We start from the raw sequence: 17,576 nt of genomic DNA, 5'->3' as shown, positions 1-17,576 counted from the left end.
GGTAAGCTGGATGCCGCGACCCGCACACTCTGATAGCTAACCGGCAATGCGTTTCGGCCACTGTTTACTAATTGCTATCAGCAGCGAATAAAGGAATTTTACATAAGTTTGCACCGTGAGAAAAATTGCTTTTCTTTTTATTCTGTTAACTGCCGTACTGAAGGTATCTGCGCAACGTCGAAGCCAGATTCAGCTTACCAGTTCGCTATTGGTCAAAGGGATAGAATCATCAACTTCAGCCGCCCGGTTTATCCGTCCGGTATTTACACATGAAGGATCAACCCTTGCAGCGGACAGTGCCGATTATAACCAGGCGGGAAACGCTTTTGATGCATATGGACATGTGGTAATTACGCAGCCCGACGGTACAGTGATCTATTCAGACCTGCTGAACTACGATGGAAACACCCGTATTGCCATCCTTACCCACAATGTGAGGATGGTTGATAAAGACGCTATCCTTACAACTAATTATCTCACCTATAATATGGGTACAAAAATCGGTACCTATATAGGGGGGGGCAAGATAGAAAATGGTCAGAATGTATTAACCAGCAAAAACGGATACTATTTTGCTAATACGAGGGATGCCTATTTCCGATATGATGTAGTAGTAAATACCCCTGATGCTTTAATCAAAACAGACACTCTTAAATATAATACAGAGTCTAAAATATCGTGGTTCTACGGGCCTACCGATATTTATGGCAAAGGACAGAATAAACAGTCAAAACTATATACAGAAAACGGGCGGTATAATACTCTGACTGACCAGGCATGGTTCGGAAAAAACAACCTCTATACAGAAGGCACAAAATCGCTTAAAGGAGACAGTCTTTTCTATGATGGAAAGGCGGGCTTCGGAAAGGCTATTAATAACATAACCTTTACAGATACAGAACAAAAGGTCACTTTGAAAGGTAACCAGGGGATTTACCGGAAGGGTGACGAGAGCGCACTGGTAACGCGAAATGCCTATGTGGTCATAGAAACAGAACAGGATTCGGCAAAAGTAGATTCGATATGGATGACTGCTGATACCCTCAGGACGAAGCTCATTCCAATGAAAGAATTTGTTTCTGCCACGAACGAGGAGCTCAAATCTGATGCTGAAATAAGTACAGACCCTGTGATAGAGGGCGAAGGCATCGTAGTGCCTGTCCAGAATCCACTACCGAAGCCGGCTGCTGCAGCGCCTCCCGTAGCCGCGCCGGAGGAAAAAGGCAAGGGAAGAAAGCGAAAGAAGAAGAACATAACGGCCGATGTAACTCCTGCAACAGACTCGTTAAAGAATACGCGTCCGCCTGATGTTATCAAATCTCCCGGAGCAACAGATTCTGTAGCTGTCAAAACGGATTCATTAAAGCACATTGATTCATTAAAGCGGGTTGTGCCTCCCACTAATAAAGGGCGGCTGGCAGACACTGTAAAAAAGGCAGCTAAACCCGGCATTACGGCGGCTGACAGTGCGTCGAAAAAGGTACTTCAAAAAGATTCCTTAGCTAAGAAGCCGATAAACCCGGCTGATACAGTTAAAGTAAGAGTAATTTACGCCTTTCATAAGGTCAAGATATTTAAGTCCGACCTTCAGTCGAGATCAGATTCTGCCTTCTATAGCTATGCTGACTCCATTATCAGGACGTATAAAAATCCGATCATCTGGACCCAGGGATCTCAGCTTACCGCTGATACGATTTACATGCAGATGAAAAACAGGAAGCTGGATAATATGCTTTTGCAGCACAACGGATTCGTTGTTAGTACAGAGGGAGACTCGACTAAATTTAACCAGGTAAAGGGGAAGGTTATCACAGGCCTGTTTGAAAACAGCAGGCTCAAAAGCATGTTTGTGGACGGAAACGCGGAGAGTATTTATTATACCCTGGAAGACAGCGCGTATACGGGGATGAACCGGTCACTAAGCAGCAGAATGCGGCTTACCTTTGGCGACAATAAGCTGCAGCAGGTGATGTTTGTACGGAAGCCCGAAGGTAAGTACTATCCGATTGAAAATATGCCAAAGGACATCGAGATCCTTGATGGATTTATCTGGAAGCCCAAAGATCGTCCTAAGTCAAAGGAAGAAATTATTCCTGGCCCGAGAAAGAGGTCTGCACCTCCTGCGAAGAAGGCCCCTGTTCCGGCATCTAAAGGTGCACCTGCAAGTACGGGCGGAAAATCCGCAACGGGGACTTCGGTAACCAGGCCTGCACCCCCTAAGCAACCTTTGCCAAAGCCGGCAGCGCCCGTGAAGCCTGATACGACTGGCCGGGGAGCCGGCACTGATCGTAAGATCACTAAATAATGCCTGCCGGTAAGTGGGGTAGCTATGCCTGTTTTTTGAGGAACTCCACCAGTTGAGTAATCGCCTTTCCCCTGTGACTGATCGCGTTTTTATCTTCCTGGCTCATTTCAGCAAACGTTGCTGTGTATCCGTCGGGAGTGAAAATTGGATCGTACCCAAACCCCGAGGCTCCGGTCATCTCTTCGGTGATCGTTCCTTCAACGGTGCCCTCAAAAAAATACTCAGCTCCCTTAAAGATCAGAGAAATCACACAACGGAACCTTGCTTTCCGGTTTGGAACTCCCTTCATATTCTCCAACACGAGCTGCAGGTTCCTTTCCGAATCCCTTGTTCCTGAATAACGGGCCGAGTATACTCCTGGTTCTCCGTTCAGTGCGTCTACTTCAAGACCGGAATCATCAGCAAAGCAATCCACATGGAACCTTTCATACAGGTATCTGCTTTTTTGCGAGGCATTTTCCTGGAATGTAACGCCCGTTTCGGGAATATCGTCGTGACATCCTATCTCCTGAAGAGTTTTGATCCGGAATTTTTCTCCCGTTAATGCCTGTACTTCTTCCAGTTTATGCTGATTGTTTGTTGCAAATACCAGGTAGGGAATGTTTGTTACTGAGCTCATAAATATTTTGTAATAGTGCTGATCCGGGCAGCGCTTTTATATCTTCTTCATTTCATTCCAGAAAAGCCTTTTTTTATCATTGCTGCCAAGCATTTCTCCGAAATTATAGGTGAATAATGCTTTTACACCATTGCATGATGTTATTACATTCATTGGCAGTTCCGGCATTTTCAAGGTTTGCGGAGGGATCCCGAACAGAATTATACTGCTACAGGCAAAATAGGCTTTCAAATTGTCAAAAGATGCGCCCGGATATTCCGCTAAGTTGACCAGCGCGATGTCTTTCAACTCCATTTTTTTCGCCGAAAGGATACTCTGGAGAGCGTCAAACTCATTTGCCGGCATATGTTTTTGGCCGGGAGAATGGTGAAGAAGGAGTATATATCTGTTGTTATCGCCCTGATAGTCAAATACCAGAGCTTCTTCTTTTCTCTGCTCTTCGGGTACCTGATTGTGCGGTTCTTCTGCAGGCATGGGCGGTTCATTGATACTGAACAAGTCATCCGTCATCAGAAAGTGAAGAGCAGCAGGATCAGATGTTTTCAATTCTGACATTTTAACTTATTTGGTTCCGGCACAAATGTCGTAAAAAACGAATCTGAAAACAATTAATAACTCATTCATGCAGGGGAGCCGCTTGCGGATGTACTGCTGCACTTCGCTCTCGTCCCTGATTTCATTCCAATCTAAATTGTGTTTCGCACGCAGGGACTATCATAATTGATTTTGTTGACAGAAAGTACTATACTTGACAGGGGACAGTTCTGGAAACTATTCTGCCCCTGGCCGATCCCTCTGGGGGCCCGCTCCCGGATATATGCAGAGTAAGAGAACCATGAGAGCACGTTGAGTGCACCTTTTACCAGGAAAAGGTGCACTCAACGTGCTCTCACCCTGCACTCACTGTGCTCTCATCCCCACCAGAGGTCCGAGCGTGGCCCATAAGGGTAGGGAAAATTCTTCCTGCCGTCTGCGGTCAGCCTTACTGCTGCCGGAGGCGCTTCTGCCTTTGGTTATCTCGTTTCTTCCCCATTTGATATTAAAATGCATCGCCCTGTTTCGTTCTTATGAAACGCGGGAGGGATTGCAGGAATACCTGATGGTTGTGCAATGCCGTTCTGGTGCGGGAGATGGCGATGCAAATAATACTTTGTTCTGTTAAAAATAGTTAAATGACCTTTGCGTTATTACTAGAACGGGAATTAAAAAGGTACCTTTAAGGGCTGTAAAACGCTTCATTTCTGTTGGAAAAGACAGAATGATTAAGTGGGGCATCCCCGCTCTTCAGCGGAGTGCGGCGGGATTGAGGAAATTGTTTTATACACTGTTGCGGCGAAATTTTGTATATAGGACAATTTCATCTAAGTTTGCGGGATTTTAATTTGCATATTTACAAGGAAATAGCGTAGGGCGGATATGCCTGGTTCAATGAGGAACGCCATGTTTGAATTGTCTTAACGTGGTGATTCATTGAAAAAAACAATTATTTAAATGAGAAAAATTTCAGGGATAGTTATTGTATTACTTGCGTCAGTAAACTTTCTTTTTGCTCAGCAGGGAACGGTTATTAATAAAGTTGCTGCAGTGGTTGGGGATAATATCATTCTTCTTTCCGATATTGAAAGGGAGTACTCGAACTACGTACTTCAGGGACAACCCGAAGATCCAAGGGTTAAATGCCAGATCCTGCAGCAGATGCTTACCCAGAAGCTCCTTACCCAGCAGGCTGTGATCGACTCCGTGACTGTAACGGATGATGAGGTAACGAATGAAGTGGACAGGAGAATGCGGGTGTTTATTCAACGTGCAGGAGGCCAGGAAAAGCTTGAGCAGTTTCTTAACAGATCGGTTATACAGTATAAAGAGGAGATACGGCCTGATGTGAGAGAGCAGTTGGTGGCCAACCGGATGCATGGGAAGATCACGGAAAATATTGGAATAACTCCCCTTGAAGTGAAGCGCTATTTTGAAACTATTCCGAAAGATAGCCTTCCTGATTATAATGCAGAGGTAGAAGTGGGAGAAGTGGTGATATATCCCAAACTCACAAGAGAAGAAAAGGAGTCGTTTAAAAATAAAGCGGAGGCTTTACGTGCCAGAGTGAAGGCAGGAGAGGATTTTGCGACTCTCGCCAGGTTATATTCACAGGATCCGGGGTCTGCTGCGGAAGGCGGAGATCTTGGCTTTTTCGACCGTACAAGCATGGTAAAAGAGTTTTCGGCAAATGCATTCAGGCTTAAGCCCGGTGAATTGTCCTCGGTGTTTGAAACAGAGTATGGATTTCATTTCCTCCAGGTAATAGAAAGGAGAGGGGAGCAGGTTCATGCCAGACATATGCTGATAAAAATGGAAGCTCCGCTTGCGAGCCTTGACCGGGCAAAATTGCAGATCGATAGTATCTACCAGGCGGTAGAGAGCAAAAGGGTGCCTTTCTCTACAGCTGCTTCCCTTTATTCTGATAATAACGATACTAAATACAATGGTGGTATGCTGATGAACGCGGAGAATGTTCAATCCCGTACTACCTATATTCCTACTGATAAACTTGATCCCTCTATATTCTTTGCTATCGATACCATGAAGGTGGGATCTTATTCAAAGCCCTTCCAGTTTACAGCGAGAGATGGTAAGAGAGGTTACAGGTTTGTATACCTTAAATCCAAAACGGATCCCCATAAGGCTAATCTTGAGCAGGACTTTCCTAAAATAAAAGATATGGCTTACGAAGACAAGGTTGAGAGAAGGGTAAGCGAATGGTTCGAGAAGCGCCGCGAGTCTACTTATATCAAAATAGATCCTGAATTTCAGGAATGTGCAGACCTGAAGATGTGGGTGCAGGCAAAGTAAAGATGGTATGGCGTACAGCTCGGATATTGAGGCTATCGATGCATTAAGCGAATCCTATAAAAGGATCCGCCAGGAAATAGGGCAGGTAATTGTCGGTCAGGATGATGTGGTGAAGTCAGTCCTGATCTCTATATTCAGTAATGGTCATTGCCTGCTCGTAGGCGTGCCCGGCCTGGCGAAAACACTCCTGGTGAATACGCTTGCACAGGTACTTGATCTGAGTTATAACCGTGTCCAGTTTACTCCTGACCTGATGCCTTCAGATATCCTCGGCTCTGAGATATTGGGTGAAGACCGGACTTTTAAATTTTTAAAGGGGCCTGTATTTTCTAATATCGTTCTTGCAGACGAAATAAACCGGACGCCTCCGAAAACGCAGGCTGCATTGCTCGAAGCAATGCAGGAGAAAATTGTAACAGTTGGCGGGAATACTTATCCGCTCCCGCGTCCGTTTTTTGTCCTGGCCACTCAGAATCCCATTGAACAGGAGGGAACCTATCCTTTGCCTGAAGCGCAGCTTGATCGTTTTATGTTCAACGTCATGCTTTCATACCCTTCGTTTGAGGAAGAATTACGTGTTGTAAAGAACACAACCATAAATAAATCAGTTTCTTTGCAGAAGATACTGAACGCAGAACAGATACAGTATTTTCAAAGCCTGATCCGGAATATTCCGGTAACGGACCACGTGCTTGAATATGCCGTTTCCCTTGCGGTTAAGACCCGCCCGGGGACTGCTATGGCAACAGAGGAAGTGAATAAGTATCTTAGCTGGGGAGCGGGGCCCAGGGCATCTCAGTACCTTGTGCTGGGAGCTAAGTGCCATGCGGCTATATCAGGTAAATATTCACCGGATATTGAGGACGTCAGGGCTATTGCAGAACCGATCCTGCGGCACCGGATCGTCAGGAACTATAAAGCAGAAGCCGAGGGAATTTCAACTGAACAAATAATCCGGAAGCTATTTTAAGAAGCCTTAAAATAGCCTGCCCATTGCTTTAATAAATAGATCTAAACTGGTTTATTCAGCCTCTGTGAACAGCTCAAGAATCACGTTCCATTTATATCCCGGCTGTACCTCCCATATTCTCAGATAATGGTATTTCTTGGCTAGGATACTTGCTTCGCCATAGGTGCATGCGATTTCACCGCTGTAGGCGCGGTCGGCCATGGCAGGTTCTGTGATTGCTTTATATCCTTTGCTTTTCCAGAATTCCATAATGGCCTTCTTTCCTATCAGCGGTTCTGTGCCGGGAAACAGGAGCCAGCTGTTCTCTGTCAGGAATTCATTCTGCGCGATCCGGTTATCCGCTTTCGTTACAGTTGACAGCAGCTTGTCAGAGCTAAGGACAATATCTTCACGTTGTTTAAGCCGGCTGTTGGATTTCTGATGGAGAAACGTCTGGTTGGAAGGGCTGATGTACGTCCGCTTTAATTCTGTCGCAGGTTTCTTGTGAGAGATGCCGGCATCAAATGCTAATTTCCAGATATTCCTCTTATTCTTCTTCCATATTGACACATAAGTGCCATAGAAGGATTGGGCGTCCGTGTTGCTTCTCTTGAAGACGTAGGGGCCGCAGGTGAATCCCCAGTCGGCACTCTTAGCGATTTTCGCATAAATGGGATCTAAAGAAAGGTAGCCTAAACTATCAGGCTGGGCCTTATAGTATTCCCGGGCTAAAAGCGGTCCCGGCCTGAACACCCGTGTGTTCTCGTCAGAGACATCCAGGAAAGCTTTTTTTAATCCTTTATTCTGTGCAATAGCATTGAAATAATTCTCTGCGGCAAGTACCTGACCTACCTTGTCCTCAGGTTCCTGAGAATATAACTTAGTAAGCAGGGTAAGTAAAAGTAATAGACTGAAAGATACCTTCATGTGTTTTGTTAATGCTCAGCGGTGTTTTCTGAACGTTATTCATTGTCTGACCGATAACGGCAATTCAGAAAAAATGTTTGTCCCTGCAAACATCCGGAATTTACAGGGATTAATACCAGATGGATAGCCCGGTCAGCCGAATTTGCTAACCGGCCTCAGATCTTACTCCAGCTGGTTCCTTCTTTGCTGTCTTTTAACTGGATTCCGAGTTCCTGTAATCCATTCCTGATCCGGTCTGAAGTTGCATAATCCTTGTTTGCCCGCGCTTCAAGCCGCAAATTAATAATAAACCCGACAAGCTTTCCAATATCGTCTGTCTCTGCAGTTTCCTCTTTTAAGCCAAGGACGTTAAACACAAAATCGTTCATCAGGGACTTCAGGCTTTCCAGGCCTTCGGCGTTTACAGATGATTTGCCGTCGTTGATACTGTTAATGATCCTTGCTGCTTCAAATAGCTCAGCGATCACCACAGGGCTGTTGAAATCATCATTCATGGCCTCGTAGCATCTTGTTCTGATGGAGTTTATATCCACATCTGTAACTTCAGATGCCTTAAGCTTGTTAAGCAGGGCACAGGCGTTCATCAATCGTTTGAAGCCTTTTTCTGAGGCCTCAAGGGCTTCATTAGAAAAATCGAGAGTACTGCGGTAATGAGCCTGAAGCATAAAGAACCTTACTGTCATTGGCGAATACCCGCGTGTTAACAGAGGGTGGCTTCCCGTGAATAATTCACCAGGGAGGAACCCGTTACCAGCAGACTTAGACATCCTGGTGCCGTTCACTGTCAGCATGTTTGTGTGGAGCCAGTACCTGGCCGGTTCGCTATGGTGGCAGGCCTGCGACTGAGCTATTTCATTTGTATGGTGGGTGGCCGCAAGGTCCATTCCTCCGCCGTGAATGTCGAACGTAGAACCCAGGTATTTACTGCTCATGGCTGAACATTCAATGTGCCATCCGGGGAATCCCCATCCCCAGGGTGATGGCCAGCGCATGATGTGCTCGGGTTTTGCTTTAATCCACAGAGCGAAATCAAGACGGCCTTTTTTGTCATCCTGCCCGCCGAGATCGCGTGTATTGGCCAGCAATTCCTCAATATTTCTATTGGTTAATGCGGTATAGTTATATTCCTTACTGTACTTCTCCACGTCAAAATAGATCGTGCCATTGCTTTCGTAGGCATATCCATTTTCGATGATCTCTTTCACCATCTCTATCTGCTCGGCGATATGTCCGGTAGCCGTTGGTTCCACGCTGGGCGGAAGCGTATTAAACAGCCTCATTACATCATGGAAGCCAATCGTGTACTTCTGGACAATCTCCATCGGTTCGAGCTTCTCCAGTCTTGCTTTCTTTGAAAACTTATCGTCACCTTCGTCCCTGTCGCCTTCCAGGTGGCCAGCATCAGTGATATTGCGGACATATCTGACTTTGTATCCCAGATGCAGGAGATAGCGGTACATGAGATCGAAAGAGATGAATGTGCGGCAATTTCCTAAATGTACATCACTATATACGGTAGGGCCACAAACATACATCCCAACAAAGGGAGGATTTAATGGCTCGAATAATTCCTTTTTTCTTGTTAAAGTATTATAAACAACGAGGTTGCTTTCCATTGGGCAAAAGTACTAAATTTTGTCAGTTTTCATGGACTATGACTGGGGGATACGGGCTCAGCGGAGCTCCAGGTCGCTTATGACCGGATAATGATCAGATAGCTTTTTCCTTACTGTCAGGTAACTCTTTACGTCAAATTCTTTGGATGCAAGGATGTAATCTATCTGGAAGTTAGGGAAATCGCCATTATAGGTGATGCCGAACCCGCTGCCTTTCTTCCGGAAAGTGTTATTGATGCCCCCCGAAAGGGTGTTAACAGCAAAAGAGACAGGTGTGTCATTGAAATCTCCGGCAATGATATAGGGAGAATTGCAGTTTTTTATGTGGGATTTAACAAGGAGCGCCTGTTCACTGCGTTTAATAAAGGCTTTCTTCAGTCTTCCGCCGATACGCTTTGAGGATTCGACATCGGTCTTCTTTCCGCTTTTGATATATTCATAATCTTCGGGCTGGAACCTGATTGATTGAAGGTGAATATTATATACCCTGAATTTCTTTTTATTATATAAAAAGTCGGCAAAGATGGCTTCGTTTCCACGGTCTGTATTGGGAAATGAGATCGATCCGCTGTTGGTAATGGGGATCTTTGAGAAGAACACCATCCCCTGAATTTCCCATTCATTACTAAAATCTTCATAGATATAGTAATGCTCTGAATTTAGGAGCTCGGATATGATCCTTTTCATGTTGTTTTCGCCGCGGCGTTTGGAATAGTATTCCTGAAGGCAAAGTATATCCGGCTGTTCCCGTCTGATGACATCAAGGATCTCTCTCTTTACGGCACCTTCATTGTTTACAGGATTAAAAGGCCGGAAGTTATGAATATTCCAGGTCATTACCCGGATCATATCCTCAGATGATTTCGGGACTATGATGGCCCTGGATTCTCTGAATCCTATGGTGCTGAAGAGAAATTTCCAGCCGATCAGAATCGCTGTTACGGAGAAAAGAGCGTAGACGGGCTTTCTTATTAGCCAGTATGCGATGAAGATACAGTTTATTAACAGCAGGAAGGGGTAAGCGAGACCCAGGAAAGCTATAGGCCAGAAGAAAGAGGGGTTTACAAAGGATGCAAGGTAGCTCAGCAACAGCAGCGACACAAAAAATAAATTAAATGTGCGTGCTGTTCTACTGATAAAACCTATCTCTTTTTTCTTTCGCCTGCGCTTCATTCCCTGTTACTGGCTTTGAACAGCTGCTCTTTTTCTTTTTTCGTCAGACTGTCATATCCTGATTTTGAGATCTTGTCGAGTATGTTGTCGATCACTTCCTGGTCAGGAATATTATTGTGGTTCTTCGAATGGGCATTATTCCGGATTACTTTGAGTTTCTTCTTACGGCTGAGAAGCTTGCTCCAGTCATTGCCTGATTGCAGTTGTTTAATAAATACGAAACCAAGCAGCGCCCCCCCAAGGTGAGCTATACTTCCGCCTGCGTTAAATCCGGCGATTCCAATGATGTCAAGGATAATATATACTATAGCCAGGAATTTAAGCTTTACGTTTCCGAAGAATAAAAGCCGTATCGCATAATCGGGCAGCAGGGTAGCAGTAGCCACCACTATAGCCATTACGCTGGCTGAAGAGCCAACCAGAGGCATAGAATACTGAATTGTCTGACTGAACGCAGGAAATATATTGAAAAACAAAACAAACAACAGTGCTCCGGCTAATCCGCCGGCGATATAGGTGAATGTAAACTGGCGCGTATTCAGGAAGTCTTCGAATATTTGTCCGAGCCAGTAGAGCCACAGCATGTTAAAGAAGAAATGAAACAGGCCGGCGTGGACAAACATATAAGTAAATGGTGTCCAGAACTTGCCTGCCAGGGCGGGAAGATAAGCCGGGACGGAGAGGTAACTGGTGATGAGGCCTGCTAAAGGAGATTCTCGCATAAACAGGAACTCGACCACATTCAATAGCCCGATTAATACAAATACGATGGCATTGATGCCTATGAACAAGTTCAGCCTGCTTCCCGACTGTACCATTTTATACCATAATTCGTTGCCTATTGACTTTCTCATATGAATCCTCCCGGTCGACGGATTTTCCAGATCTTTATTAAAATAAACCCAAACAATGCTCCTCCAAGGTGAGCAAAATGAGCGACTGAGTCGCCGCTGAACTGAGCCACACCAAGGAATAATTCTATTACGATATAAACGGGAATTAAGTATTTTGCTTTTACAGGAACCGGAATTAAAAATACCATCAACTCGGCATTAGGGAATAAAAGGCCGAAAGCAGTCAGCAGTCCGAAGATCGCTCCTGAAGCTCCCAGCATAGGACTGGAATAAATCTCCCTTATTTTAGAGATATTATCAGCCGTTAGAGTATCGAGCATAAAATTATCGGGAATGGCAACATATCCGGTAATATTGTAGAGTTCGAGGGCCTGAATAGCGTACTGAAGAGCCAGGGCACCGAGCCCGGTAATCAGGTAAAAATTAAGGAAGCGTTTTGAGCCCATCATATATTCGAGCACAGAACCAAACGTGTAAAGCGCGAACATATTGAAGAGGAGGTGGGCCCATCCTCCATGCATGAACATGTAGGTTACAACCTGCCAGATCTCAAAAGCTGGTGAGTCGAAATAGAATACAGCGAACCACCGGACCATCGGAATATTGGGATTGCCACTAAATAAAAGAGTGGCAAGGAAAAATATCCCGTTAATGATAAGCAGATTCTTAACAACAGGAGATATATTGGCAAGTGGGGAAGGTCTGTAACTGTTCATTTATGTGTTTGCAAAAAGCGTATTATTTTTCAAATTTCTGTAAAAGCTCCTCCATGGAGTACTTAATAACCACCGGCTTACCTGACAGGGATATATTGGGTGTCTGGCAGGCGAACAACTGATCAATGAGGTTGTTCATTTCCTCCTGTGAGAGCCTTGTCCCTGTCCGTATCGCGGCATTTCTGGCCAATGTGCGTGCTAAATTATCTCTTTTATCTAATTTTAAAACAGTGAAGTTGTTTTTAAATCCTTCAATAAGATGTTCAAGCATCTCCACTTCACTGACATTGGAGCTGATATCAGCTGGAATTCCCTCTACAACAAAGGTGTTTTTTCCAAATTCTCTGACCTGGAACCCCAGTGCCTGAATGTCGGGCAATAGTTCCCTGACGAGTTCAAAGTCCATAGGGGAGAGGTTCACTGTTTGGGGGAACAGGCTTTGCTGGCTTGCTCCCTGATGGGTTTCAAGCTGTGCCTGAAAGCGTTCGTAGAGGATCCTTTCGTGTGCAGCCTGCTGATCAATCAGCATGAACCCCGTTTTTATCTGAGAGATAATGAAGCGGTTGTGTAATTGAAAGAGTTGCTTCTCCGTATTTTTGTTGGGCAGAGCCCCGTTTTGCACTTCTTCAGGGAGCTCTATCTTTTGCTGTACAGGATTGTCCGGCTCCACAATTTCATAAAGGGAGGCCCAGTTGTTGGGGATTCCTTTCTGTTCTTCTCCAAATGAACGTGCATAGGCAGAAGCCCTGTCTGATTTTGGTTCACTATGAAAAGGATTGAAATTTGGATTGAAACTGATCTGCGGGGGTACTATATCTTCAGGTGCTTTTTGCGAGATCATATGACTGAATCCGGTTTCCTGGTCGAAATCAAGTGTTGGAGTGATATTATACTGCCCGAGAGACCGTTTTACTGCTGATCTGATGATGGCATAAATGGCTTTTTCATCCTGGTACTTTATTTCAGTCTTAGTGGGATGGACATTGATGTCAATATTTGCCGGGTCAATTTCAATGAAGAGCACGTATAGCGGGTAACTGTCTTCGGGTAGCAGTTCTTCATATGCAGTTAATACTGCATGGTTGAGATAGGGATCCTTTATGAATCTCTTATTAACAAAGAAGAATTGTTCTCCCCTCGTTTTTCTGGCAAATTCGGGTTTGCCTATATATCCCTTTAGTTTAATAATGCTGGTGTCTTCCTCAAGCGGTACAAGCTTTTGATTATATGAACTGCCCAGCAAATGAACGATTCTCTGCTTAAGGCTTGCTTTGGGTAAGTGAAAGAGCTCGTTTCCTTCGCTGTGGAGCGTGAAATGTATTTCAGGATGTGCAAGTGCCACTCTTTGAAATTCATCAATGATATGGCGTAGTTCAACAGGATTAGCTTTAAGAAAATTACGTCTTGCCGGAGTGTTATAAAACAGGTTCTTGACGCAGATACTGGTTCCGGCAGGTGATGAAACAGGTTCCTGTTTAATAACCTCCGACCCTTCAATGCAAACCAGTGTACCGAGTTCATCTTCATGCCGCCTTGTCTTTAGCTCTACCTGGGCAATAGCAGCTATCGACGCCATCGCCTCGCCCCGGAAGCCCATTGTACGTATGGCAAACAAGTCGTCTGCCTTGCGGATCTTGGAAGTTGCATGACGCTCAAAGCACATCCTGGCATCGGTAATGCTCATTCCGCACCCATCGTCAATTACCTGGATAAGCGACTTTCCCGCATCCTTAATGATGAGTTGTATCTTCCCTGCTCCGGAGTCCACCGAATTCTCTATCAGTTCTTTCACTGCCGATGCGGGCCGTTGAACCACTTCGCCGGCTGCAATCTGGTTGGCAACAGAATCCGGTAATAGCTGTATTATATCAGACATAGTATATATGTACAAAAGTAAAAATAAAAAACCATTGGCTTTCCGGTTTAAGGAATCAGGTTCTTCCTCAAGAGAATAAAGCAAATAAAAAAAGATCTGCATATAATAAATGCTTTATGCCGACGTTATGAATACATAAATACCTGTGACATAAATCTTTTCTTCTCAATACTGATGGCCGGAGCTTGGCGAAAGACGGCTAAAAAGGCATGTATTTTTATTTTTTTTGGAAATATTATTTGCATAATCCAATTATTATATTGACTTTCATATTTACAAACTCTTAATCAACAACTAATACTAATTTAACCAAAGGCATAGTACAGATTTTAAGCCATATATCGTTAAAAGCTTACTGGACAGATGGTACTTTAGTAGATGGGAAAAACACTCAAACTAACCAGGCCCGGAATTTTCCGGGCTTTTTGTTTTTTATAACAATTAGTTTTAAACTTCGTTATTTTACCAGCTAAATGAAGTATGTGATGATCTGAATGGATGTTCCCGCCTGAAGTGGATACATCTTACGGTTATCCACGTTACTTAAAAAGTAAGAGTTACGATGATATCCTGCTTAAAGAAAGACTGCCTGCGTTGCGTGTTATTTTTTATATCTTTTATGCTTGTCGCCTTCACCGCCCCGGGCTTTTATTGCCGGAGTGCCGGCGATGACTGGATGGGCGGAATGAGTCAGGCTGAAAAGTCGACTGTCCTGCTGAACAATGAAAATGGGATAATACCCTTTCGTAACCTGGAGGAAAAGAGGATAGCAAGCGTTAATCTGGGTACTGCTTATGCTGCCGAATTTGATAGTATCCTGAATAAGTACACGGAGGTGGGCAGGTTTTCCGCTTCTGCTTATCCCCCGGGCAGGCGGGATCAGCTTAGCTCGGATCTTAAGCTGTACAATACGGTAATTGTTCAGCTGACGGGCCAATCCATTGCTGATAATGTCAACAGGGTCTTCCTTAAGGATTTAAGGAAGACCCGGCAGGTAGTAGTGGTACTGTACGGTGATCCTGTTTCTCTTAAAATGCTCGACGGGGCAGACTTTCCGGTGATATGGTCTGCGAATAACAACCCTGGAAGTGCCAATTTTACAGCTCAGCTTCTTTTTGGTGGCGTTGCTGCTTCGGCGAGGCTCACGTTGGATGTGTCCCTGAAGTATAAAAGGGGGAGCGGGTATAGTACGATTGTCACCCGACTTAAATATGCGATCCCCGAAGATGCAGGAATTGATTCGCGAAATTTAAAGCCTATAGATGATATTGTGGCAGAAGCGATCAGCAAGCATGCTACACCGGGTGCAGTAGTCATGGTGGTTAAAGATGGCAAGGTGATATTTGACCGGGCTTATGGTACTCATACCTATGGCGATGACCGTGTTACCCGCATTGATGATATATTTGATCTGGCATCTGTCAGTAAGATTGCTTCGACTACTATGGCGGCTATGCGTTTGTACGAAGAGAATAAGCTTAAGCTGGATACGATTATCGGAGCATATTTCCCCCTGGCGAGAAGTACAAATAAGAACAATCTCCTTGTTCGTGAACTGATGCTTCATGAGGCCGGTCTTGTTCCATATATTCCCTTCCACAATAGTATCAGGCCCGGCGACTTCAGCCGCGATTCTTCGGAAGCCTATCCCGTTAAGGTTGCCGATAATTATTATATACGAAAGGGCTATTATGAGGATGTAATGCTTCCGAGAATGCTCAATTCCGGTTTGCGTGCAAGAGGCAGATATGAATACAGCGATCTCAGTATGTATTTTATGAAGGAGATTGTTGAATATCTTACCTCGGAAAAGCTCGATCATTATGTGCTGGAGCAATTTTACCGTCCGCTGGGCATGCAGACGGCAGGTTATAACCCGCGCCTGAGGTTTGACAAAAGCAGGATAATGCCAACTGAGAATGATACTTATTTCAGAAAGACTTTGCTGCAGGGGTATGTCCACGACCAGGGGGCGGCACTTGCAGGAGGCGTGGCGGGCCATGCCGGGGTTTTTGCTACTGCAAACGACATGGCCATTCTTTTCCAGATGATGCTTAACGGGGGTACTTATGGAGAAAAGCAGTTTTTTCAGCCTTCTACCATCAGCCTGTTTACTTCGAGACAATCAAAGGTAAGCCGGCGGGGGCTGGGATTTGACAGGTGGGACCCTGACCGGGATAACCGGTATCCATCGGAACTTGCATCGCCTGAAACGTATGGCCATACCGGGTTTACCGGAACCTGCATTTGGGTAGATCCAAAATCCAACCTGATCTATATCTTCCTATCCAACAGGCTGAATGACCAGCCTGCCAACAAAATAAGCAGTCTCCGGATCAGGCCGAGGATTCAGGATGTTATATATGAGGCGATCAGTAAAGGTCAATAGAGGCAGCACTCATAAGAGAGTGTAAAAATATTGTTCGCGGCGCCGGAAGAATTTACGGAGGAGAAACAATCTCTTCATGTTTTTCTCTTTATTTTGTGGAATGAAGATCGGAATTGTATGTTATCCTACATTTGGCGGGAGCGGGGTTGTGGCAACTGAACTGGGCAAGGCCCTCGCCGATAATGGACACCAGGTGCATTTTATCACCTACAGCCAGCCTGCACGGCTGGATTTCTTCTCAGAAAATCTTTACTACCACGAAGTTTCGGTATCTCAATATCCCCTTTTTGATTACCCCCCCTATGAGTTGGTTCTGGCTAGTAAGCTTGTTGATGTTGTCAGGTTCGAAAAACTTGAACTTCTCCATGTTCATTATGCCATTCCTCATGCTTCTGCTGCTTTTATGGCAAAGCAGATACTGGCGACGTATGGGATTCATATTCCTGTGGTTACTACTTTGCACGGTACCGACATTACCCTGGTGGGAAAGGATGTGACGTTTAAGCCGGTTGTGACATTCTCTATCAATCAGTCTGACGGCGTAACGGCGGTATCCGAGCATTTACGGGAAGCTACATACAGTCATTTCGAGGTGGAGAAGGATATTAGGGTAATTCCTAATTTTATCGATCTTGAAAGGTTCAGTCATAAACGGAAAGATCATTTTAAAAAGGCAATTGCCCCTTTTAACGAGCGCATTCTTGTGCATACTTCCAACTTCAGGAAGGTTAAAAGGGCCGCAGACGTGATCCGCGTTTTCAAAAAAGTTCAGGAGAAGATTCCTTCTAAACTTCTGATGGTGGGAGATGGCCCTGACAGGGTAAACTGCGAACAACTTTGCAGGGAGCTTGGAGTGTGTGAGAATGTCCGGTTTCTGGGTAAACAAGACGCGGTAGAGGAGATTTTGTCGGTCGCCGACCTTTTTCTTATGCCTTCAGAATCTGAAAGTTTTGGACTGGCGGCACTGGAAGCTATGGCCTGTAAGGTGCCTGTTATTTCTTCAAATGCAGGCGGGTTGCCGGAGTTGAATGTACCGGGCGTGACCGGCTTTTTAAGCGAGCCGGGAGATGTTGAGGAAATGGCAAGAAATGCGGCATATATCCTGGAAGATTCTGAACGCCTTAATACCTTCAAAGAAAACGCCCTTTTGAGAGCTAAAGAATTCGACCTGAGCCGGATACTGCCCCAGTACGAGTCGTTTTACCGTGAGGTACTGGAAGGGAGCCGAATGGCGGTGAAATAATAGCAGTTGGCTTTTGGCAATTAGCCATTAGCTTCCTGTGGGGACTTTTACTAATTGCCAGG

13 protein-coding genes are annotated in these 17,576 nt (G+C 45.0%); 5 read left to right on the top strand and 8 right to left on the bottom strand.

What is annotated here, in order from left to right:
* The first annotated feature begins 115 nt into the window (after nucleotides 1-115).
* On the top strand, nucleotides 116-2,305 hold the full coding sequence (locus DDR33_RS16935; RefSeq protein WP_109416989.1) for an OstA-like protein: 2,190 nt from the start codon (nucleotides 116-118) through the stop codon (nucleotides 2,303-2,305).
* A 22-nt stretch (nucleotides 2,306-2,327) separates the two neighbouring features.
* Here DDR33_RS16935 and DDR33_RS16930 read toward each other — a convergent pair whose 3' ends face one another.
* Both DDR33_RS16930 and DDR33_RS16925 read right to left on the bottom strand, forming a co-directional pair.
* Nucleotides 2,328-2,924, bottom strand: coding sequence for a non-canonical purine NTP diphosphatase (locus DDR33_RS16930; protein WP_238387842.1), 597 nt, complete (start codon nucleotides 2,922-2,924; stop codon nucleotides 2,328-2,330).
* A 36-nt stretch (nucleotides 2,925-2,960) separates the two neighbouring features.
* The gene (locus DDR33_RS16925) at nucleotides 2,961-3,479 is read right to left on the bottom strand and encodes a hypothetical protein (RefSeq protein WP_109416988.1); all 519 of its coding nucleotides are present in this window, start codon (nucleotides 3,477-3,479) and stop codon (nucleotides 2,961-2,963) included.
* A 936-nt stretch (nucleotides 3,480-4,415) separates the two neighbouring features.
* Here DDR33_RS16925 and DDR33_RS16920 point away from each other — a divergent pair.
* Both DDR33_RS16920 and DDR33_RS16915 read left to right on the top strand, forming a co-directional pair.
* Nucleotides 4,416-5,771: a peptidylprolyl isomerase gene (locus DDR33_RS16920; protein ID WP_109416987.1), complete on the top strand. Its 1,356-nt coding sequence runs from the start codon at nucleotides 4,416-4,418 to the stop codon at nucleotides 5,769-5,771.
* Between the two features lie 7 nt (nucleotides 5,772-5,778).
* Nucleotides 5,779-6,741 (top strand): AAA family ATPase, encoded by a 963-nt coding sequence (locus DDR33_RS16915; RefSeq protein ID WP_109416986.1) that lies wholly within the window; start codon nucleotides 5,779-5,781, stop codon nucleotides 6,739-6,741.
* Nucleotides 6,742-6,792: 51 nt separating this feature from the next.
* On the opposite strand, the gene DDR33_RS16910 is transcribed toward DDR33_RS16915, so the two are convergent.
* From DDR33_RS16910 to mutL, 6 genes are all read right to left on the bottom strand, one after another.
* Nucleotides 6,793-7,647, bottom strand: coding sequence for a hypothetical protein (locus tag DDR33_RS16910; RefSeq protein ID WP_109416985.1), 855 nt, complete (start codon nucleotides 7,645-7,647; stop codon nucleotides 6,793-6,795).
* A gap of 155 nt (nucleotides 7,648-7,802) precedes the next feature.
* Nucleotides 7,803-9,263, bottom strand: a complete 1,461-nt coding sequence (gene cysS / locus DDR33_RS16905; RefSeq protein WP_109416984.1) for a cysteine--tRNA ligase — start codon at nucleotides 9,261-9,263, stop codon at nucleotides 7,803-7,805.
* 57 nt (nucleotides 9,264-9,320) lie between these two features.
* Nucleotides 9,321-10,364 (bottom strand): endonuclease/exonuclease/phosphatase family protein, encoded by a 1,044-nt coding sequence (locus tag DDR33_RS16900; RefSeq protein WP_158280780.1) that lies wholly within the window; start codon nucleotides 10,362-10,364, stop codon nucleotides 9,321-9,323.
* Between the two features lie 68 nt (nucleotides 10,365-10,432).
* The gene (locus DDR33_RS16895) at nucleotides 10,433-11,290 is read right to left on the bottom strand and encodes a rhomboid family protein (RefSeq protein ID WP_109416982.1); all 858 of its coding nucleotides are present in this window, start codon (nucleotides 11,288-11,290) and stop codon (nucleotides 10,433-10,435) included.
* A complete protein-coding gene (locus DDR33_RS16890) occupies nucleotides 11,287-12,006 on the bottom strand; it encodes a rhomboid family intramembrane serine protease (RefSeq protein ID WP_109416981.1) in 720 nt (239 codons plus the stop codon). The genes DDR33_RS16895 and DDR33_RS16890 overlap by 4 nt, the downstream gene beginning before the upstream one ends.
* 22 nt (nucleotides 12,007-12,028) lie before the next feature.
* Nucleotides 12,029-13,882: a DNA mismatch repair endonuclease MutL gene (gene mutL / locus DDR33_RS16885; protein WP_109417058.1), complete on the bottom strand. Its 1,854-nt coding sequence runs from the start codon at nucleotides 13,880-13,882 to the stop codon at nucleotides 12,029-12,031.
* A gap of 619 nt (nucleotides 13,883-14,501) precedes the next feature.
* Between mutL and DDR33_RS16880 the strand changes: the two genes are divergently transcribed.
* Together DDR33_RS16880 and bshA are read left to right on the top strand one after the other, a co-directional pair.
* Entirely contained in the window at nucleotides 14,502-16,271 is a 1,770-nt protein-coding gene (locus DDR33_RS16880) for a serine hydrolase domain-containing protein (RefSeq protein WP_238387841.1), read from the top strand.
* A gap of 100 nt (nucleotides 16,272-16,371) precedes the next feature.
* Nucleotides 16,372-17,514, top strand: a complete 1,143-nt coding sequence (gene bshA, locus DDR33_RS16875) for an N-acetyl-alpha-D-glucosaminyl L-malate synthase BshA (RefSeq protein WP_109416979.1) — start codon at nucleotides 16,372-16,374, stop codon at nucleotides 17,512-17,514.
* Nucleotides 17,515-17,576: the final 62 nt, after the last annotated feature.

It is taken from the genome of Pararcticibacter amylolyticus (genome assembly GCF_003130405.1).
GTDB classification, from domain to species: Bacteria; Bacteroidota; Bacteroidia; order Sphingobacteriales; family Sphingobacteriaceae; genus Arcticibacter; species Arcticibacter amylolyticus.
The sequence above is the reverse complement of the archived record's forward strand: the minus strand, read 5'-3'. Positions and strand labels throughout refer to the sequence as shown.